Origin of the sequence: Streptomyces sp. PA03-6a, from assembly GCF_033792765.1 — a bacterium.
Lineage (GTDB): Bacteria > Actinomycetota > Actinomycetes > Streptomycetales > Streptomycetaceae > Actinacidiphila.
Genome location: NZ_JARAVK010000010.1, coordinates 19,742 through 40,784, shown reverse-complemented (window position 1 = coordinate 40,784; position 21,043 = coordinate 19,742). Strand labels below are relative to the sequence as shown.

7 protein-coding genes and 1 pseudogene are annotated in these 21,043 nt (G+C 71.5%); 3 read left to right on the top strand and 5 right to left on the bottom strand.

Annotated features, from left to right (window positions below):
* Positions 1-559: 559 nt before the first annotated feature.
* A complete protein-coding gene (locus tag PV350_RS04310) occupies positions 560-5,359 on the top strand; it encodes an amino acid adenylation domain-containing protein (protein WP_500332875.1) in 4,800 nt (1,599 codons plus the stop codon).
* 399 nt (positions 5,360-5,758) lie between these two features.
* Here the strand turns inward: PV350_RS04310 and PV350_RS04305 are convergent, their stop codons facing one another.
* The 5 genes and pseudogenes from PV350_RS04305 to PV350_RS04285 form a co-directional block, all read right to left on the bottom strand.
* A complete protein-coding gene (locus tag PV350_RS04305) occupies positions 5,759-6,436 on the bottom strand; it encodes a GAP family protein (protein ID WP_500332874.1) in 678 nt (225 codons plus the stop codon).
* Positions 6,437-6,755: 319 nt separating this feature from the next.
* The gene (locus PV350_RS04300) at positions 6,756-7,535 is read right to left on the bottom strand and encodes a thioesterase II family protein (RefSeq protein WP_500332873.1); all 780 of its coding nucleotides are present in this window, start codon (positions 7,533-7,535) and stop codon (positions 6,756-6,758) included.
* An 18-nt stretch (positions 7,536-7,553) separates the two neighbouring features.
* Positions 7,554-7,790: an MbtH family protein gene (locus PV350_RS04295; RefSeq protein ID WP_500332872.1), complete on the bottom strand. Its 237-nt coding sequence runs from the start codon at positions 7,788-7,790 to the stop codon at positions 7,554-7,556.
* Between the two features lie 62 nt (positions 7,791-7,852).
* On the bottom strand, positions 7,853-9,529 hold the full coding sequence (locus PV350_RS04290; RefSeq protein ID WP_500332871.1) for a B12-binding domain-containing radical SAM protein: 1,677 nt from the start codon (positions 9,527-9,529) through the stop codon (positions 7,853-7,855).
* Positions 9,526-12,588: pseudogene (locus PV350_RS04285) on the bottom strand (amino acid adenylation domain-containing protein); the annotation flags it as partial. The gene PV350_RS04290 and the pseudogene PV350_RS04285, both read right to left, overlap by 4 nt.
* Positions 12,589-13,344: 756 nt before the next feature.
* Between PV350_RS04285 and PV350_RS04280 the strand changes: the two are divergent.
* Entirely contained in the window at positions 13,345-19,662 is a 6,318-nt protein-coding gene (locus PV350_RS04280; protein WP_500332870.1) for an amino acid adenylation domain-containing protein, read from the top strand.
* On the top strand, positions 19,659-21,008 hold the full coding sequence (locus PV350_RS04275; protein ID WP_500332869.1) for an ATP-grasp domain-containing protein: 1,350 nt from the start codon (positions 19,659-19,661) through the stop codon (positions 21,006-21,008). Before PV350_RS04280 ends, PV350_RS04275 begins: the two co-directional genes overlap by 4 nt.
* Positions 21,009-21,043 lie beyond the last annotated feature (35 nt).

The window sequence follows — 21,043 nt, the reverse complement described above, 5'->3', positions numbered from 1 at the left end:
CCTTGAACATACCGCCGCCGACCGTCAGCGACGCCTCCCCGGGAGGGCCACCGGGTTTGCGGCGGGCGCGGATGGCGTGGCCCGGCCGGGCGTCTGGTCCTTCCTGGCCATGGTCGTGGAGGCGTCGGCACCCCACCCTGGTGAGCGAAGGCGGTGCCAGCCAGAGCCCCGGGAGGCGGCAGTGGCCAAGAACTGTTCCGGCAAGTCCGCCCGCTGTTCGTCCTGCCTGGGCTGTGGACGTCGGCCCTGTACTTCCTGGCAAGGCTCACGGAGCATCGCTCTGCGGCGGACGACGCTCCCGGGATTCATACGGGGCCCTAACGTCGTCTTGATTTCGATTCCCGTCGCCGGCCGTCGAACGGTGTTACAGTTCGAATCCGTTGAAGGAAAGCGCCTGGAAATGGGGTACGTGTGGCAGAGGTTGTCTCAGCCCGCCGTACTGCGTGCATCCACTCCATTGCGTGCGCCCCGAAACGTGCTTACGACCCACGCTGAGCTGGAGAGTTGCAGTGGTGCTGCGCTGCGGCATGCTCCGTGCGCACGGTGAACAGTGAGCTCGATGAGAACTGATCTTCATGTGAATGCGTCATGTGTGCACGAGGCGTTCGAGCGGCAAGCGCGAACAACTCCTGACCGCACCGCGGTGGTGGTCGGTGATACCAGATTCGGCTACGCGGAAATCGATCGCCTGGCGAATGGAATTGCCAGGCGGTTGCACGCCTCGGGGGTGCGCGACGGTGATTGTGTCGGTCTGTGCGTCGAGCGGGACAAGTGGTTGATCCCGGCGATCCTCGGGGTGATGAAGGCCGGCGCCGCCTACGTACCCCTGGATCCGGCCTATCCCGAGGAGCGCATCCGGTTCATCGCCGAGGACGCCTCGCTCTCGGCGGTCCTCACCTCGGCGGGCACGGAGCACGTCGTGCCGGCCACCGCCACGTCCGTGCCCGTCGAGGACGTACAACCCGCCGACAGCCTCGGTCTGGAGACCGATGCGCGCAGCCCCGCGTATGTCATGTACACCTCGGGCTCCACCGGCACGCCCAAGGGCGTGGTCGTGGAGCACCGCAATCTCCACACCCTGATCCGCTGGTACGCGGACTACCTCTCCACGGACGAACTGCGGGGCATGCTGGCGGCGACGTCGGTGTGCTTCGACCCGTCGACCGTCGAGATCTTCGCCCCGCTGGTGGCCGGGGGCACCGTCATCCTGGCGGAGAACCTGTTCGCCGTGTCCGCGCTCCCGGCGCGCTCCGAGGTCACCGTGCTCATCGCCGCGGCGTCCGCCCTGTCGGCGCTGATGCGCGACACCCTGCCGGCGAACGTGCGAACCGTCATCACGGGCGGTGAGTTGGTCACCCGTGCCCTGTGCGACCGGGTCTACGCCCACCCTCAGGTCCGGCGTGTGCTCAACGGCTACGGCCCCACCGAGTGCACCGTGGCCTGCACCATGGAGGAGGTGGACCGGCACGGCACCGGCAACCCCTCGATCGGGCAGCCGATCGCCGGAGCGGAACTCTCCGTCCGGGGACCGGACGGCGCGACCCTCCCCGAAGGGGAGACCGGCGAGTTGTGGGTCGCCGGGCCGTGTGTGTCCCGTGGATACCTCAACCGTCCCGAACTGACCGCCGAGCGGTTCGGCTCCTTCGGGTACCGCACGGGCGACCTGGTGCGACGCCTGGGGGACACCTACCACTTCGTCGGACGCGCCGACGAACAGGTGAAGGTCGGCGGTGTCCGCCTGGAACCGGGCGAGGTCGAGGCGGTGCTCGCCGACCACCCTGGTGTCCGGCACGCCGTCGTCCTGGCCACCGGGGACCGGATCGTCGGATACGCCGAGTCGGACTCGGCAACGGAGGGGGAGTTGCGCGCCTGGCTGACCGCCCGGCTGCCGTCGCACGCCGTCCCCTGGCGGATCGCCGTGCTGCCCCGCATCCCCGTCCATCCCACGGGCAAGGTCGACCGCGGGGCACTGCCCGTCATCACGGCCGGACGCCGGCCGGACGCCCCGTACACGGCCCCACGCGACGACACCGAGCAGCTCATCGCGGACGTCATCGCCGAGGTCCTGGGCATCGACCTGGTCGGAGTCGACGATCGCTTCGCCGACCTCGGCGGACACTCGCTGGCCGCCGCCCGAGTCGTCAGCGAGCTCGGACGACGCCGGAGGACGCCGGTGCCGCTCGCGGCCTTCCTGGACCACCCCACCGCGGCCCTGCTCGCACGCGCCATGGACAAGATCGCCCCCGAGCCGCCCCTGCGTCGCACGCCGGGCCTGTCCCGCCACCCGCTCACCGCCATGCAACGGGAGTTCTGGCTGCTGCGCCAGCTCGCCCCGGACACCCCCGTCACCACCCTGACGATGCGCATCGGCGTGGGGGGCCCGGTGAGCGGACCGGCCGTACGCGAGGCGCTGGACGCCATCGTGCGACGCCATGAGGTGCTGCGCAGCACCGTCCGGTTCGACACCGAGCCGTACATGGTGCCAGGTCCGCCGGTGCCCGTCCCGGTCACCGAGGCCGACCTGCGCGCACTGCCCGCCGACGAGCAGCAGCGGCGTCTCGACGCGCTGCACCGGGACACGGCGGGACACACCTTCCACCTCGGAACCGAAACGCCGCTGCTGCGCGCCTCGTTCGCCCGGACCGCCGATAATGCGGGCGAACTGTCCGTGGCCGTGGACCACGTGGCCTTCGACGGCGCCTCCGTTCCCGTCTTCCTGCGCGAACTCGCCGCAGAGCTCGCCGGAGACCCGGTGGACGACCTTCCCCTCCAGATGGGCGACATCGCCCTTCATGAGCAGGAACTCGACGCCGATCGTCCCCGCCACGAGCGGCTGGACGCGTACTGGCGGACCGCCCTGGAAGGGGCCGTCATACCCGACGACCTGCCCGGGAGCGACGAGGCACCGGGGTGGGCCACCGAGCGCGTGACCGTCCCCCTGGAGCAGCCACTGCTGGCCCGCCTGGGCCGCTTCGCGGCCGAGACCGGGACGACCCCGTTCGCCGGCTACCTGGCCGCCCTGGGACTCGTGACCGGCGGCCTCAGCGGACACGACGACGTCGTGATCGGCGCGGCCGCCGCCCGCCGTCACCGGACCGGAACCGAGCGCCTGCTGGGCCCGCTGGTGGACACGCTGCCGCTGAGGCTGCGCCTCGACGGCGAGCTGACCTTCCGGGACCTGGTCGGGCATTGCGCCACGACCACCGTCGCCGCCCTCGCCCACCAGGAACTCCCCGCGCGCGAGCTGATCGACCACCTGCCCGTCCACCGGGCGAACGGTGCGTCGCGCACTCCGGTCGTCATCACCATGCTGCCGCTCGACGAACCCGCGACTCTGTCCAGCGGGCCCATCCGCCTCGAGCTCCGCTCGGACCGGGGGAGCGGCGCCGCGGCCAACGAACTCTCGGTCTTCGTCTCGCGGACGGCCACCCGAGCCGAGCTCCAGATCGAGTACGCCACCAGGCGATTCACGCGGACGGATGCGGAGGCCTTCGCCGAGCGCATGCTCCGGACCCTGCGGACCGGACTGGCCCAGCCCGATCTGCCGCTCGCCGGAATCGAACTGGTCAGCCCGCGGGAACGTGACGCCTTGCTGGCTCTGGCCGCGGGAACCGCGCTGCCGGAGCCGATGCCGGCGACCGTGGTGGACGCCGTGCTCGACGCGGCCGCCACCCGGCCGGACTCGGTCGCGGTGACCGGGCCCGAGGGCTCCCTCACCTACGCCGAACTCGCCGCCTGGTCCGACCGGGTGGCCGCGGGGCTGCTCGACGCCGGGATCGGCCCTGGTGACGTCGTGGGAGTGAGCGTGCCCCGGGACCACTTGCTCCCCGCGGCCCTGCTGGCCGTGTGGCGGGCCGGGGCGGCCTATCTGCCGCTGGACGCCGACTACCCCGCAGAAAGGCTGGCCCAGCTCGCCGCCGACGGCGGCGCACGGGCGGTACTGGCGCGCGGACCGGTTCCGCCCACACTGCCCACCCCGCTGGACGCCGACGAGTTGGCCGCGCAAGCCGTCCCGCGCGCCCTGCCCGGGGCACGCCCCGAGGGCCTGGCCTACGTCCTGCACACCTCGGGGTCGAGCGGCTGGCCGAAGGGCGTCGAGGTGACACACGCCAACCTGGCCGCCTTCGTCGAGGGATTCCGTGTCACGCCCGGCATCGGTCCGGCCGACTCGATGGCCGCGGTGGCTCCCCTCTCCTTCGACGTCTCGGTCGAGGAGATCTGGGCCCCGCTGGCGGCCGGGGGCCGCTGTGTCATCGTCGAACGGTCCTGCGCGACCGACGGGTACGCCCTGGCCGAGCGGATCACCGGCAGCGGCGTCACCGTGCTGCACCTGACGCCCACGTCGATGCGCATGCTGCTCGCCGCGGACTGGCCGGGCCACCCGGAGATGCGCGTCCTCACCGGCGGCGAGATGCTGGACCCGCAGCTCGCGCGTGACCTGCTGAGCAGGGTCGGTCACGTGTGGAACTCCTACGGGCCGACCGAGACGACCGTCACGGCCACCGTGCACCCGGTGACCGTGACGGACGACCCGATCCCGATCGGGCGTCCGGTGGCGGGCGCGCGCTGCTACGTGGTGGACCCGCTCGGCCGACTGGTACCGCCGGGAGTGGTCGGCGAGTTGTGGGTGGCCGGCAGCGGCGTGGCACGCGGATACCGGAATCTGGCCTCGGCGGCATTCACGGCCGACCCCTTCGCGCCCGGCGAGCGGTGTTACCGCACAGGTGACAGGGCCCGCCGTCGGAGTGACGGGGCGCTGGAGTTCCACGGCCGACGCGACGATCAGGTGAAGGTGCGCGGATACCGCATCGAGCCGGGCGAGATCGAGGCCGCGCTACGAGCCGACGCGCAGGTGGCCGACGCAGCGGTGGCGGTGTCAGGCTCGGGCGGCGACACCCACCTGGTCGGCTATCTGGTGCCCGACGGCATCGACGCCACGGCCGTCCAGGCACGGCTGCGTCTGAGACTGCCCGAGCACATGGTCCCCAGCCGGTGGGTGAGAATGCCGGCACTGCCCACCCTGACCAGTGGCAAGGTCGACCGTGCGGCACTCCCGCAACCGACCGATGATTCAGGGCGCTCGCAGGTGCCGCCCAGCGGAGAGGCCGAACAACTCGTCGCCGACGTGTGGGCCGCGGTGCTGGGCGTTTCCTCCGTCCGGCAGGGCGACAACTTCTTCGCCCTGGGTGGTCACTCCCTCGCCGCCACCCGTGTCGCCGGACGGCTGCGGGAAGCCCTGGAGCTCCCGGTGGCGGTGCAGTTGCTGTTCGACCACCCCGTCCTCGCCGACTTCGCGGCCGCCCTTGAGGGGCTGCTGCTCGACGACGTGAGCGGCGCAGCACAGGACACCGGCGCCTGACCAGGCTGTTCGGTGCGATCCGGCGACGGGATCTCACCGCTGTTCACGTGTGCAGGTCCGCCATTCCCTGGCGGTCAGGAGCGCTTCGACCGCGGCCGGCGGCCCCCCTGCCGTGCGGACCTGCACACTCCGCTGCCCGGCGCCGCGTCCCACCGGAACATCGGACCGCCGCACTGCGGTGAAATGCCCTGATGGGGCGCTTGCATCCCGTCGATGGAGATCGTTTCCTCGCCCCCAGGTCACGCAGTGTGAGCATGGGGAGCACCGAGCGCCATGGTCGCCGAGGTGCACACCCACGGACGTTCACGGGATGGTTCGCCCAGGTCACGAGTGGTTGGGGCCGTCGTCTCGAACGTGCGCCCCCGTGATCGAACCGCAGTGCCACTCGTGGGCAGGCTGTCAGGAGGCAAGGATGCCGATGCCGTCACCGAGCAGTTTCAGCCCGAGAACGAAGAACAGGATCGCCATCACGGCAACATTGTGCTGAGCTGCCCAGTCCTTCCAGCCACCGAGTGTGGTCTTCGCTCGCTCTCCTCCGAACAGGAAGACTCCCAGTGGGACCAGCAGGCCGAGGGTGGCGATCAGGACGAAGATCGCCAGCGATGCGATCTGCTGCCCGACCGGTAGCCCGGCTGAGCCGATGGTGGCGCTCGCGGCGATGGTCAGCGGGGCGTTCTTGGCGTTGAGCGCTGCCAAGGCCAGTCCGAGTCCCAGGACCTTGACCGGCGTAAGGCGGTCTATCGCGCCCATCCATTTCGGCAACTGTGCTTGTGAGGGATCCCTCGGGCGCCGGTGCCACAACCGGGCACCGAAGAGGACGAGGAACGCGCCCAGGGCGAGTTTGAGAACTGCCACCCAGGTGGCAGGGTGACCGTGGGCCGAGGCACTTGCGGGGGAAGCGATCACGAGCATCACCGCGCCCAGTACCGCGAGCCCCAGGATCCAGCCGACGGTGAAGAGGACCCCGTTGAGACGTCCCCGGGGTGTGGCGAGGATGAGGATGACCGCGATGATCGGGAGCGGGCTGATCGCGACGGCGGCCGCGAAACCCAGTACGTCACCGAGGACTGCGCCCATGGTTGCCTCCGTGCGCGATCCAGTGGAACAGAGCTTGGCGGAAGCGGGCACCCCGACCGCCTGGGCGGCGCAACGGGTCGTTCTGCGATCGACTGCGCCGCAGGTCTCCTCTTCTCGGCCGTGCGGAAGTGGCTGCCCGAGAATGGCGACGGCGACGCACTCGGCACGTCCCGGTTCCATCTTCCCGCGCCTGGCCGGATCTGTCCTCGGGATGTTCCGGCCACGAGGACTCCGGCGCCGTCCTGCCGCCCCCGCGCTCTTGCCTTCCCGGAACCGGAGGGCAAACCGGCGCGCCCGAGGCCGTCCGATCTGCGAGCGGTCACGCGCGGGAGGGCGCCCGACGACCGAGAAGATCAGCGACAAGACCGGGAGTATGGTCCTTGAGGTAGAAGTGGCCGCCGTCGAAGGACCGCATGGCGAAGGTGGAGCTCGTCGCCTCGGCCCAGGCGGCAACGGAGGCCGCATCCACATCCGCGTCCGCGCGGCCGTAGTAGGCGACCATCGGAACGTCGAGCGGGGCCCTCGCGGAGAACGCCGCCCGATAGCGTCCGATCAGTCGGTAGTCCGCGCGGATCGACGGGATCAGCAGTTCCCAGAGCTCCTGGTCCGCGAGGGCGTTCGCGTCCGCACCCCCGAGTTCTGCCACGTCTTCACGGATCTCCGCGTCCGTCATGGTGAGCGGGTCCCGCGAACGCGAACTCCGACCGGGTGCTGCTGAGCCGGAGACGAACAGATCCGTCACCTGACTGCTGCCGGAGGACCGCATCCGAAGCGCCACCTCGTACGCGACGGACGCTCCCATGCTGTGACCGAAGAGCGCCAGAGGAACGTCGCCCGACGCCAGGCACGCACGCGCCACCGGGTCGGCCAGATCCGCCATGGACGTGGGCGGGGGATCCAGGAACCGGTCTTCACGACCGGGATATCGGACGGCGGCAAGGTCCATGTCGTCGGGGAGCAGGTCCGCCCAGTCCCGGAAGAAGCTCGCGGCACCACCGGCATGGGGAAAGCAGATCAGCCGGGCACGGGGCTTCGCTGAGCGCTTGATCACCCGGAACCAGCCTCCGGCGAATGCTTCGCTGTCTGTATGTCTGGTCATCTCGACGAGGTACCGCTTCTACTCTTCCCCTTGAACCGGCACTGAGCCCTCCTCCATGGCCGCGACCAGACTCCTGGGGCGCATGTCGGCCCAGGAGCGTTCGACATGGTCGAGGCAATCCTGACGCGGTGCCTCTCCGAAGGTGATCTCCCACCCCTCCGGGACGCCTGCGCGCACGGGCCAGAGGGAGTGCTGGCCCTCCTCATTGGAGAGAACGAAGTAGTGTGCGGTCGGGTCTTCGAAGGGATTCGTCACGGCTGGTCCAGTGCTGTCGTCGGTTGGTCATGGGCTGCAAGCGCCGACCGAGGGTGGTCGGGTCAGCGGAGCTCGCTGAAGATCTCGTGCAGCAGGCGGCGTTCGTACGTCTCCTCGTGGTCCACCCCGCCCAGCATGTAACCGCCGAACTTGACGTTAGCGCCGGCGTTGTCCAGGGCGATGACCCCCCGCCCGAGATCGGCCAGTGCCGCTTCGACGTCCGCCAGCTCCACTTCGGTGTTCTCCCGGATGTAGAGCTCGGAGAGCTTCCTGATGGGCAGCAGCTCGCCATGCCATTCCCTGACGGTCGCGTGCTGGTTGAAGGCGTCACGGTACATACGGGATCCGGGGATGATCGCCGGCGCGGCGACGGATATCGTCGTGATGGATCCCGCGTAGGCCTCCGCTATGGAGAGCCAGTTGTCCACTTCCTCCTTGAGCTGCCGCAAAGTGGTGCCCGGGAGACCGAGGATCCCCGAGAGGTACATCTTGTAGTCGAGGCTCTGCGCCAGCTCCAAGGCCTCGATCACCCGGTCGGGTCCCTTGTTGATGCCCTTCGAGTTGCCCTTCAGCAGCTTGGGGTCGAAGGCCTCGATACCGACGTTCCAGGTCTGCACGAACCCCTTGCAGAGCTCCGCCGCCTGCAGGAACTCGTAGACCAGGCCGTAGGCGAGCATGAACCGCTGCCCACGGAGGATCTCCGACCCGGCGCAGGCCTCGGCCAGCTCGTCGAGGAACGAGGAACTCCCGCCCCACTGGGCCTTCGACATCCCCAAAGTGGAGTCGCCCGCAGCGTAGACGTTCGACTTCAGCTGGCCGACCAGTACTTCCAGCGTGGAAACGGCCGCGCCGACGTCCGTCGTCTTCGGCGTCAGCCCCTGGATGGAGCAGTGCAGGCACCGGCGTGTGGGGCGCCGTCCCCAGTTGCAGCCGCCGTCCAGCGGCAGGGTGACCATGCGTTGCAATTCGTAGTGCGACGCGTACCAGACTTTGAACGCGTCGTCGTAGTGGGCCTTCAGCTGGTCCTCGATGAGGCGGTAGTCGGGAAGCATCCGTCCCGACAGGGGATACGTGGGCGCCGGCTGGTTGTGGATCTCCCCGGCGCCGCCCCGGTACGCCAGCGACGGGATCCGCGAGAGGTCGATCCTCCCCTCGAGCCACGACAGCAGTCCCATCATGGTGAACGGGCCGTTGTTCCCCGTGCAGACGAAGTCCACGATCTTCGAACCGTACGTGCCCGAGAGGACCTCGCGATGCAGGATCCCGGGGTGGTCGTTGCCGAAGACGATCACGGCGTCGGGGTTCACCCGCTTGATCTCGGCGGCGACGATGTACGCCCACATCGCGGTCGAGGAGTAGACGGTGAACGCCGCCATGTCGGGCGGATCCGCCTGGATCCTCGCACGCACGACGTCCCAGTCGAGATGGCTCATGTCCAGGTACTGCCAGTCCAGATGGGGGAAGCACGCGTTCTGGTAGGTGATCATCTCGACCAGCGCGGAGTGCGGGTAGACCGTGCCCTCGTTCGCGTAGCGGGACTGGTCCCCCGCCTCGTCGATGAGGGCTCCTCCGCCGGAGTGGCTGCCACGATGGGCGGAGGTGAGGGGAAGCCCCACGTACCAGATCGTCCGGATCCTCTTCGCCTGCGGCTCCGAAGCCGGCTGGTCGACCGGATAGGACCAGACGTATCGGGAATCAGTGGCGGAGACCTGCTCCTCCACCGGCTCAAGGCTCATCATGACGTTCCCTCACTTTCCTGGAACACGAAACCGGAGCGCTCGGACGCGCCGCGGCGCTGCGCCGGTGTCCGCAGCCGCAGCGCCAGAGCGGCGACGGTCGGCGCTTCGAAGAGATCGCGGACACCGAGATCCGCGTCCAGCTGTGCGCGGATCGCGGCGACCAGCCTCGCGGCGAGCAGCGAGTGGCCGCCGAGGTCGAAGAAGCCGTCGTCGATCCCGATCCGGTCGATTCCGAGGGCCTCCGCGAACAGCTCGCACAGCGCCTTCTCGTCGCGGGACCGCGGGGTGCGGAGGGCGCCGTCCCCTCCGGCCTCCGGCGCGGGCAGCGCCGCGCGGTCCAGCTTGCCGTTGACCGTCAGGGGCAGCCGCTCCAGGTAGACCACGGCCGCGGGCACCATGTAGTCGGGCAGCCGCTCGCGCAGGTGGGCCCGGAGGAGGGGGGTCTCCTGCGCGCCGTGGCGTGCCGCCAGGGGGCTGTTGGTGTAGACCGCAGGTTCCGCGACGGGGACGGTCGGCTCGTACGCCTCCAGGATCCCGTCCACGCGGGAGAAGAGGATGTCCATCGTGTCGGCGGACGTCGCCGACGGCGCGACCGCCACCCGGTAGCCCTGTTCAGCGCCGAGGGCGTACACCGTCTCCGGATCGACCCCGTGCGGTGGTCCCGCCAGCAGGTCGCGGACCTCGGCGACGTCCGCTCCGTGGTCGAAGGCCCGGACGGCCGCGGCTTCCTGGGCTGTCCGCCGGTTCGGCACGCCGGTCACCCTCAGCCACTCGGGGCGCTGCTCGCGCAGCAGGGAGACGAGGCCGACGGCGGACGCGACGTCCTCGGGCCAGCGCAGCCGGACGGGGTCCGGCGCGGTACGAGTGACCGGTGTGCCCGCCTTGTGCAGCACGGCGTCGTACCGGTAGCGGGTCATCTCGTTGTGGTGGCGGCCGCGGCGCACCTGGACGTCCACCGCACCCACCGTCGGCTCCCGCCGGGCGAAGGCGTGGAAGTAGTCCGGAGCGACGAGGAGTTCGGCCTCCAGGGTCAGGGCGCGTTCGACGGCCTGCCGCAGCACGGCCCGGTCGTCCCGCGTGGACGCGCGACGCAGGACCACGGCGCTGGAGAAGCAGCGCAGGGACCTGGCGTCGCGGACGTCGCCGGCGAAGAGGGCTCCCCCCGGACGGAGCAGGCTCCAGGCCTTGCTCAGCACGTCGAGCAGGTAGTCGCCGTCGGGGAAGTACTGCAGGACGGAGTTGAGCACCACCACGTCGAAGTGCCCGGCAGGCAGGTTGCCGATGTCGTGGGCCGCCCGGTGGCTGAGCTGGACCCGCCCGTCCAGCTGGGGCCGCTCGGCCGTCTCGCGGCGCAGGGTGTCGACCGCCTGCAGGGAGATGTCGGTTCCCCAGTACTCCTCGCATCCCGGAGCCAGCTGCGACAGCAGCAGACCGGTACCCACGCCGATCTCCAGGACGCGACGGGGGCGAAATTCCCGGATGCGCCCCACCGTTGCGTCGCGCCATTCCCGCATGTGGGGGAGGGGCAGGGGAGCGCCGTCGGCATAGGTGTCGTGCCAGCCGGTGAAGTCCTCGCCGAAGGCGACGCCACCCGTCGCCCCGGCGCCCGCGTACTGGGAGTCGAAGACCTTCGCCCAGTCCTCGACGTGCGCCGTGGTGTCGGCGGGTGCCCGCACCCGGCGGCGGGGGACGACGTAGGCGACCAGGCGCCGATCGCCGGGGGTGTCCTCGCGGACGACGACCGCTGCCTGGTGCACGACCGGGTGGGCCTCCAGCGCCGCCGCGATCTCACCGGGTTCGACGCGGAAACCGCGGATCTTCACCTGTTCGTCCGCGCGACCGAGGAACTCCAGGCCGCCCTGGCGGGTACGCCGGACCACGTCGCCGCTGCGGTACATGCGGCTGCCGGGCGGTCCGAAGGGATCGGCGACGAAGCGTGCAGCGGTCAGCGGCGGTTGGCCCAGGTAGCCACGCACCACCCCCGGCCCGGCGACGTAGAGCTCTCCGGCCGCGCCGTCGGGTACCGGGCGCAGTGCCTCGTCCAGGACGTAGGTGGAAAGGTCGGCGATGCCGGTGCCGATCCGGCTCGGGGCGCCGGCCACGGCGTCGTCGCGGGTGAGTGCCGTGATGGTGGCGTGGACGGTGGTCTCGGTGATCCCGTACATGTTGACCAGGGCAGGGGCGTCGTCGCCGTGCCGTTCGTACCAGGGCGCCAGTCTGGCGAAGTCGAGTGCCTCCCCGGCGAACACCACGGTGCGCAGGGCGAGCGGGTTCCCCGTCGTGGGACGGTCCTGGTCGGCGTGCATCAGCGGGTAGAAGGCGGACGGCGTCTGGCTCAGGACCGTGACCTGCTCGTCGGCCAGCAGTGCGAGGAAGCGCTCGGGCGAGCGGCTGACGTCGTAGGGGACCACGACCAGGCGTCCGCCGTGCAGCAGCGCACCCCACATCTCCCAGACCGAGACGTCGAACGCGTAGGAGTGGAAGAGCGTCCACACGTCGTGCTCGGAGAAGCGGAAGAAGGCGGAGGTGCTGGTGAACAGGCGGACGACGTTGTGGTGGGACGCGACCACGCCCTTGGGCCGGCCCGTGGAGCCGGAGGTGTAGATGACGTACGCGGCCGCGTACGGAGTGAGCGGGCCGTGGCGGTCCGCCGCGGTGGGCGCGGTCACCGGACTGTGCGCCAGGTCCGCCGCGGTCCGCGGGTCGCGGAGGACCATGGGCGGGACGTCGGTGCGCAGTGCGATCGCGTCGAGGCTGAGCAGCAGCACCGGGCGCGCGTCCCGGAGGGTGCGCTCCAGACGTTCCCGAGGGTGGTCCAGGTCCAACGGCAGGTAGGCCGCGCCCGACTTGAGGACCGCGAGGACGGCCACCACGAGGTCGATCGAGCGCGGAAGTGCCAGGGCGACGACCTGCTCGGGACCGGCGCCGTGCTGGAGGAGGGCGTGGGCCAGGCGATTGGCGCGCTCGTCGAGGGTGACGTAGTCGAGGTGCTCGGTGCCACAGGTGACGGCTGTCCGGCCGGGGTGCAGCAGTACCTGTGCCTCGAACAGCTCCGTCAAGGTGGCGTCGGCCTCCGCGAGCGCGGGGTCCGTTCCCTGCCGGTGGCGCACCGACGTGCGGTCCGACCCGGTCTTCGCCATCGCGCGTCCCCTTCCTCGTCGTTCATCCAGTGGACTGCGGTTCCGGGCCGCTGCGGTCCGGTGGAGTCGCCCCGCCGTACGTGGGGCGGGGCCGTTGACTTCGGTGTCGGTCCGGGACGCCGGCAGTGGCCCGTCGGTGAGAACCGCCGGCCCGTTCAGTGCCTCGTCGGTGAGGCGCCCCGGTCCGCCTGATATGCGGTCCGGCGGCCAGGCCATAAAACAGGATGACCGGCCGCGTGGGTTTCGTGGTTTTCGTAGTCGCCGGAAAAATACGCGGCAGCCAATTTTCGCGGATTTCCCCGGCGGGTGTCCGTCGCGCGGCATCTTCGGTGTCCGGCGCTGCGGCCAGGCCGAACTGTAGCACCCTGGAAAGGGTGAAATGCAGCGCCGGTAAGGCCGGATGGTCTCTCACTTTTCCGAGGGCCTGACGTCGGCCTCACCTCGGTCCTGACCATCGTGACACCCTGCGGCGGACGCGCGTGAAATTCACGTCAAGGGCAGCCTGGATACCGTCATGGACGCGTTAAGGATCGATTTGACGGATCCTCAGGGGACTTAGGCTGCCGTCGCCGCTGGTCGTTTGCCAAGTGGATGAAATCTGACCGCGTCGTGCGCGTGAGGGGAATGCGTCCCGTTCTCGACGAGCAGGCCGAACGACCTCAAGGAACGGAAACGATGAACACCACAGGCGACGGGCCGCACGCACTGCTGAAGGCGCGTTTCGCGGCCGCTCGGGAGGCCTTGACGCTGGAAGCCGTCCGGCCCGCGGACACCGGTCGGCAAGGCCCTGTCCCGCTGTCGGCCGTGCAGCGCAGGCTGTGGTTCCTCGCGCAACTGGAACCGGACAGTCCGGCATACAACGTGCCCCTGGTACTGCGCCTCACCGGGCGGTTGGACGAGGACGCTCTGCTCGGTGCCCTCCGCGACCTGGCGGAGCGGCACCGGGTGCTGCGCGGCGTCATCGACCCGGACGGAGCCCAGCCGCTCGTACGCACCTGCCCGGCTGACGAGGTGCCGGTGTCCGTCCGGGACGTGGACGAGGAGGACCTGGACGCGGCGCTGGCCGAGGAGACCGGTCGCCCGTTCCGCCTCACCGCAGAACCGCCGATGCGGGCGGTGGTGTTCCGGTTGCCCGGCTACTGGATGCTCTCGGTGACGCTGCATCACATCGCCACCGACGGATGGTCACAGCGGCTGCTCCTCGCGGACCTGGGCTCCCTCTACGCCGCCCGGCGCGGAGACGGCGAGCCACCGGCACCGGCACCGCAGTACGCGGACGTGGCCCCCGAGGAGGCCGAGGATCCGGGCGGCATCGACTGGTGGGCCGGATACCTCGCCGGCCTGCCGCCCGTACTGAACGTGCCCACCGACCGGCCGCGGACCTCGGAGTCGGCCTGGCCGGGCGGGGCGACGCCGGTGGCGGTGCCGCCTGCGACGGCCGCCGGGCTGCGTGCCCTCGCCGCGGAGACCGGCGCCTCCCCGTTCATGGTGGTCATGGCCGCCTGGCAGGCCCTACTCGGACGGCTCGCGGACACCGACGACGTCGCGGTGGGTGTTCCGCACGCGGGGCGGTACTCCGAGGCGAGCGAGGCAGTCGTCGGCTGCTTCCTCGACACGATCGTGGTGCGCACCGACCTCACAGGAGATCCGACCGGACGTGATCTGATCGCCCGGGTGCGGGCCGGCGCACTGGACGCGTTCGGTCACTCCCGCACTCCGTTCGAGCGCGTCGTGGAACGGATCCGGCCGCAGCGGACCCTGTCGGCGACGCCGGTGTTCCAGGTGCTGCTCAACCTGTACGACGAGGTGGCGCCGCCCGCCCTGCCGGGAGTTCGGGCCGAGTGGCGGCTGGTGCAGCCGGCCACGGCCAAGTTCGACCTGAGCATGGAACTGGCCGACGGCGGGCCGGGCTCCGGGCTGAGCGGCCGGCTCGAATACCGCCGCGACCTGTTCGACCCGCGCACCGCGGAGAACCTGGTGCGGTGGTTCCTCGCCCTGCTGGAAGGGATGGTCGGCGATCCGGGACGTCCGGTCGCCGCGATACCCCTGGATCCGGCGGCTGGTCCCGCGCTCGCGGGCCCGGCCGCGGAACCGTCGGCGGTGCCGGTGCACGCGCGGTTCGAACGGTGGGCGGACGAGCGCCCCGACGCGATCGCCGCGACCGGTCCCGACGGCACCCTCACCTACGGCGAGCTGGACGCGCGCGCCAACCGGCTGGCGCACCGGCTGATCGCCCTGGGCGTGGGCCCGGACCGGCCGGTCGGCATCCTGCTCGACCCCGGATGCGACTTCGCCACGGCCGTGCTCGGCATCCTCAAAGCGGGTGGCGCGTACCTGCCGATGGACACGGCTTATCCTGCCGCGCGCATCGGCGGCATGCTGCGCACCTCCGGTGCCCGGCTGGTGGTGACGGCGGGCGAACCCGCCGACCGTGTCCGTGGCATCGCCGACGTCGTCGAACCGGGCTCCGCCCATGACGTCTGGCCCGACGCACGGCCTGCCGTGGAGATCGGCCCGGACCACCTGGCCCACGTCGTCTTCACCTCCGGATCGACCGGGGCACCCAAGGGCGTCGCCGTGAGCCACGGCAACCTGGCCCACTGCGTCACCGGTCTGACCGCCCGTATGCCCCACGTGGCGGGCGGATCCTTCGCGATCGTGTCCACGGTCGCCGCCGACCTCGGCCTCGCCTGCCTCTACGGGGCCTGGCTCACCGGCGGCACCCTCCACCTGCCGGACCGGGAGACGGCCACCGACCCGCGGGCCTTCGCCGCCTACCTCACGCGGCACCGGGTGGACGTGGTCAAGCTCGTACCGAGCCACCTCGCCATGCTCGCCCGCCACGGAGACCTCGCCGACGTCCTGCCCGCCAAGCTGCTGATCCTCGGCGGGGAGGGCTGTCCGTGGTCCCTGGTGGAGGACGTCCGCCGGCTGCGGCCGGACCTCGCCGTCCACACCCACTACGGGCCCACCGAGGCGACCATGATGTCGCTGGTGTGCGACGTGGACGAGGTCCCCGAGGAGGCGCGCACCGGACTGGTGCCGCTGGGCCGCCCGCTGCCCCATGTGACCGGCCTGGTCGTGGACCGTTCCGGCCGGCCCCGGCCGGCGGGTGTCCCCGGTGAACTGCTGCTCGGCGGGCCCGGCGTGTCCCGCGGCTACGTGGGGCGGCCGGACCTGACCGCCGAACGGTTCGTGGACGGCCCGGACGGCGGGCGCCTGTACCGCACCGGCGACCTCGTCCGGCTCCGCGACGGCGGTGTGGTGGAGTTCCTCGGCCGCACCGACGACCAGGTCAAGGTCCGCGGCCACCGGGTCGAACCCGGCGAGGTGACCGCCGCGCTGCGGGCGCTCCCCGAGGTGGCCGACGCCGTCGTGCTGCCCGAAGGGGAAGGGGACCAGCGGCGGCTGGCCTGCTGGGTCGTGCCCGCCCCCGGCCACACGCCCGGGGCGGACGCGATCCGCTCCCGGCTGCGCGAGTCGCTGCCCGACCACATGGTGCCGGACGCGATCGTCGTGGTGACCCGCATCCCGCTCACCCCCAACGGGAAGCCCGACCGGGCGGCCCTGCGGGAGGTGCCGAGGTACGCCGAACCCGAGGCGACCCCGAAGGCGCCGGGCACCCCCGCCGAGCAGACGGTGGCCGAGGTGTGGCAGGTGCTTCTCGGCCTGCCCCGGGTCGGCGCGACGGACGACTTCTTCGCGCTCGGCGGTCACTCCTTCGCGGCCACCCGGATGGTGGGCATGCTGGCCGAGTCCACCGGCTGCAGGCTGCCGGTGCGCGTCGTCTTCGAGCGCCCGGTGCTGCGCGACCTGGCCGCCGAGCTGGAACGCCGCACGGCGGGGGCGGCGGTGTCCGGGCCCGTGCCGAGGCGCCCGGATCCCGCCGCGGCGGTACGGCTGTCGCCCGCGCAGGAACGACTGTGGTTCCTGTGGCGCCTGCGTCCCGACAGCGACGCCTACAACACCAGCGTGGCGCTGCGGTTGAACGGCCCGCTCGACGTGGCGGCCCTGTGTGACTCGGTGCGTGACCTCGGCGGCCGCCACGAGGGGCTGCGCATGGTCGTGACCGAGGGTGAGGCAGGGCTGATGGCCGTACCGGTCGACCCCGACGCCATCGCGGTGTCCGTGGCGGAGACCGGGGAGGACGGCGTCGGCGCCGCGGTGCGGGCCGAGGTTTCGCGGCCGTTCGCCCTGGACCGCGAACCGCCCTTCCGGGCTCTGGTGTTGCGGACCTCGGAGGCAGAACACGTCCTCGTGCTGACGGTGCACCACATAGCCGTCGACGCCTGGTCCTGGACGGCGATCCTGGACGATCTCTCGGCGCTGTACCAGGCGCGGCGCGGCAACGGCCCGGCTCCGGAGCCGCTCGGCGCCCAGTACACCGATGTGGCCGAATGGCTCCGCGCCCGGCGCGACGGCGGAGCCGCCAACGAGCATCTGGACTGGTGGGCGACTCAACTGGACGGCCTGTCCCCGCTCGCCCTCCCGATGGACCGGCCGCGCGGACCGCAGGCCGGCTGGGCGGGCGCCGTCGAACCGCTCACGCTCCCCGCGGGTCTGGCCGCCCGGCTCCGGGCCGTCGCGGCAGAGTTGGACTGCACCCCGTTCATGGTGCTGCTCACGGCCTGGCAGGCGCTGCTGGCCCGGCTGGCCGGGACCGAGGACGTACCCGTCGGCGTGCCGGTGTCCGGGCGCACGCACCCGGGCACCGAACACATGGTGGGCTGCTTCGCCAACACGCTGGTGCTGCGCGGTGACCTGTCCGGCGACCCCACGGTCAGGGAGGCACTGCTGCGGACCCGGGCCCGGGTGCTGGCCGCCCTCGACCACGCCGAAACGCCGTTCGAGGAGGTCGTGCGACGACTGCATCCGGAGCGCGACCCGGACTCCACCCCGCTGTTCCAGGCCATGCTCAACGTCATCGACCTGCCGTCCCCGACGAACAGGTTCGCCGACGTGGCCGCGACGCGGATCGACACACCGCGGACGGCGGCGCAGGCCGACCTGGCGCTCGCCCTGGTCGACGACGGCACCGGGTTCGCGGGCACGCTGACCTACCGGACCGGTCTGTTCGACCAGGCCACCGTGCGGCGCTGGGCTCGCTGGTTCGTCGCCCTGCTCGACGCGGTGCTCGGCGCGACGGACCGGCCGATCCTCGGGCTCGACCCGCTGTCCGCCGGGGAACGCGCCGAACTGCGCTCGGCGGCTACCGGCCCGTCCCTGCCGCAGGAGCGGCCGGCCACGGTCGTCGCCGCCGTTCTCGAACAGGCGCGCCGCAGGCCGGGCGCGGTCGCGGTGCTCGCCGCCGACGGTGCGGTGAGCTACGCCGAACTGGCCCAGTGGTCCGGCCGGTTGGCGGCCGCCCTGGCGGCGCGTGGCGTCCGGCCGGGTGAACCGGTCGGGGTCTGCCTTCCACGGGGCCGGCTGCTGCCCGGAGCGCTGCTCGCCGTGCTGCGGGCAGGGGCGGCGTACCTGCCGCTGGACCCCGAGCACCCGTCCGCCCGGCTGACCCAGCTGACCGCGGACGCGGGGGTGCGCGTGGTCGTCGCCGGCGGCACGGCCCTCGCCGCGGCCCGTGCCGTGCCGGGGGTCACCGTGATCGACGTGGACGAGGCCGCGAAGGTGGCGGCCCCTCCCGACGAGCTGCCGGAACCGGATGCGCAGCAGACGGCGTACGTCCTGTTCACCTCCGGCTCGACCGGTCGGCCCAAGGGCGTTCAGGTGACCCATGCGAACCTGGCCGCCTTCGTCGCCGCCCTGTCGGCGCGTCCCGGGATGGCGGAGGACGACGTCACCCTCGGCGTGGTGCCGTTCACCTTCGACGTCTTCGGCTACGAACTGTGGGTGACACTCGCCTCGGGCGCCCGGCTGGCGCTCGCGGACCGGGACACCGCGGCGGACGGCCACGCGCTGGCCGCGTGGATGGAGCAGACCGGCGTGACCGTCGCGACGGCGACGCCGACCGCGATGCGCATCCTGATGGCGGCCGACTGGCCCCGCCGGCCCGCGCTCCGTGTGATCAGCATCGGCGAAGTGCTCGACCCGGCGCTGGCCCGGGGACTCGCCGGGCGCGTCGGCGAGTTGTGGAACGCCTACGGCCCCACCGAGACCACGATCTACTCGACCATCGCCCGGGTCGACCAGCCGGTCGGAGACGATCCGGTGCCGGTCGGCGGTCCGATCGCCGGCACCCAGGTGCACGTCGTGGACGGGCGGGGGCGGCTCGCGCTCCCCGGCGTCACCGGCGAACTGTGGATCGCCGGCGCGGGCGTGGCCCGCGGCTACCTCGGCGGGTCCGGGCTCACCGAGGAACGGTTCGTCAACGGGCCGGACGGCGAGCGGTGCTACCGGACAGGTGACCTCGGCAGGTGGCACGGCCGCACACTGGAGTACCTGGGCCGAACGGACAACCAGGTCAAGGTGGGCGGACACCGCATCGAGCCGGGTGAGATCGAGGCCGTGCTGCGCCGCCACCCGGAGGTCGCCGACGCCGTCGTCACGGTGGCGGGCCCGGTCGGCGAGCGGCAGCTGGCCGGCTACGTCGTCACCCGGCACGGTGGCCGCCAAACCGCGCCTCTCGAAGCCCATCTTCGGGCGACGCTGCCCGAGTACCTGGTCCCGCGCCGGTGGATCGTCCTCGACGCGTTCCCCACCACGGCGAACGGGAAGGTGGACCGCGCGGCGCTGCCCGCGCCCGGCGTGGCAGGGCCGACGGCCGTGGCCCCCATGTCGGCGATGCAACAGCTCGTGGCGCGGATCTGGGCCGAAGTGCTGCACGTGGACGAGATCGGACCGGAGGGCGAGTTCTTCGCGCTGGGCGGCACGTCGCTGTCCGCGACCCGGATGCTGGGGCGGCTGCGCGATGCGCTGGGCCAGCGCGTGCCGGTGCGGACCCTCTTCGACCGGCCGGTGCTCGCGGACTTCGCCGACGAAGTGGAGCGGACGATGCTGGAGCGCCTCGCCGCCGAGACCGGGGAAGGACCGGCATGACGGATCCGGCCAGAGCCGTGCACCGGCCGGAAACGATGCTGGATGCCCGAGGAGAGAGAAACATGACGGTCCCTCCCGTGATCATGGTGGGATTCGCCTGGGTGGCGGTGGCTGCCATCGGCGTGTTCCAGCCCGACGCCTCGGTGATCCTCATCGAAGAACCGGAGACCATCCGCAAGGGCAACCTGCGGTCCCAGCTGAAGGACGCGGCGGTGATCCGTGACGTGGTCGGTTGGGAGTACCAACTGGCGGGCACAGCCGACGAGTTCTTCAACGCCCATCCCGATCTCGCCCCGGCCGCGATAGCCCCGGCCGTCGAGTACGCCACTCCATTTGCCGCGCGTCTCGCCGAGCGCTACGGCCTCCCCGGCGCCGGGCTCGGCGCGGCGGAACTGCTGCGCGACAAATCGCTGCTCCGCAGGGTGACCCGGGCGGCCGGTATCCCCAACCCCGAGTCACAGGCGGTCGGCAGCCCGGAAGAGGTGCGGGCGTTCATGACGGGCCACCCGGGCGCGGCGATCCTCAAGCCGGCCGACCGGGTGGGGTCCCTCGGCACGTACGTCCTCCGGTCCGCGGACGACATCGACGCGGTCTGGGCGCAGTGCGTCACGGAATGCCGCACCCTGGATGTGAGCGTCTCGGGTCCGGACCGGCCCGCCGATGTACGGATGCTCGTCGAGCGCTTCGTCCAAGGGCGCGAGTTCAGCGTCGAGTTGCTGGTGTCGGCCGGCCGGACGCTGTTCGGCAACGTGACCGAGACAGAGCTGTACCCGGGACCCAGGCCGGTCGAACGCGGAAAGCTGGCGCCCGCCGACATACCCGAGGAGCTCGAAACGCGCCTGCGTGAGCAGACCGAGGCGGTCGTGCGCACGGTGGGCTTCGGCACGGGCCTCGTCTGCTGCGAGTGGATCGTCGAGGCCGGCACGCCCTACCTGGTCGAATGTGCCGGACGCCTGCCCGGCGACCGCATGGTGGACCTGATCGAGTGGGCCTACGACACGGAGTTGTTCCGCGCCTACTGGGGCCTCCACAAGGGCGAGATCCCGACACCCCCGCTACCGCAACGCGCCGGGCGATTCGCGGCGGTCCGCTTCCTGCACGCCGGACCCGGCGTGGTCGAAAGCGTCGGCGGGCTGAAGGAGGCGTATGCGGTTCCGGACGTGATCCATTGCGGCTTCATGGTGGAGCCCGGCACACGTACCTACGAACTGCGCCATTCGATGGACTGCGCCGCGTTCGCCATCAGCTGTGCGGCGACTCCGGACGAAGCCGTGCGCCGGGCCGAGGAGGCGGTGGGCCGCTTGCGGATCACCATGCGACCGTCGTCCGCTACGTGCGGATCATGAGGTTCTCCCGGGCGGCCATCGGATGCGCCCCCGCT

Coding starts and splice junctions, on each gene's coding strand:
- PV350_RS04280 (WP_500332870.1), top strand. CDS start 13,345: ATGAACACCACAGGCGACGGGCCGCACGCACTGCTGAAGGCGCGTTTC.
- PV350_RS04305 (WP_500332874.1), bottom strand. CDS start 6,436: ATGGGCGCAGTCCTCGGTGACGTACTGGGTTTCGCGGCCGCCGTCGCG.
- PV350_RS04310 (WP_500332875.1), top strand. CDS start 560: ATGAGAACTGATCTTCATGTGAATGCGTCATGTGTGCACGAGGCGTTC.
- PV350_RS04275 (WP_500332869.1), top strand. CDS start 19,659: ATGACGGATCCGGCCAGAGCCGTGCACCGGCCGGAAACGATGCTGGAT.
- PV350_RS04290 (WP_500332871.1), bottom strand. CDS start 9,529: ATGATGAGCCTTGAGCCGGTGGAGGAGCAGGTCTCCGCCACTGATTCC.
- PV350_RS04300 (WP_500332873.1), bottom strand. CDS start 7,535: ATGACCAGACATACAGACAGCGAAGCATTCGCCGGAGGCTGGTTCCGG.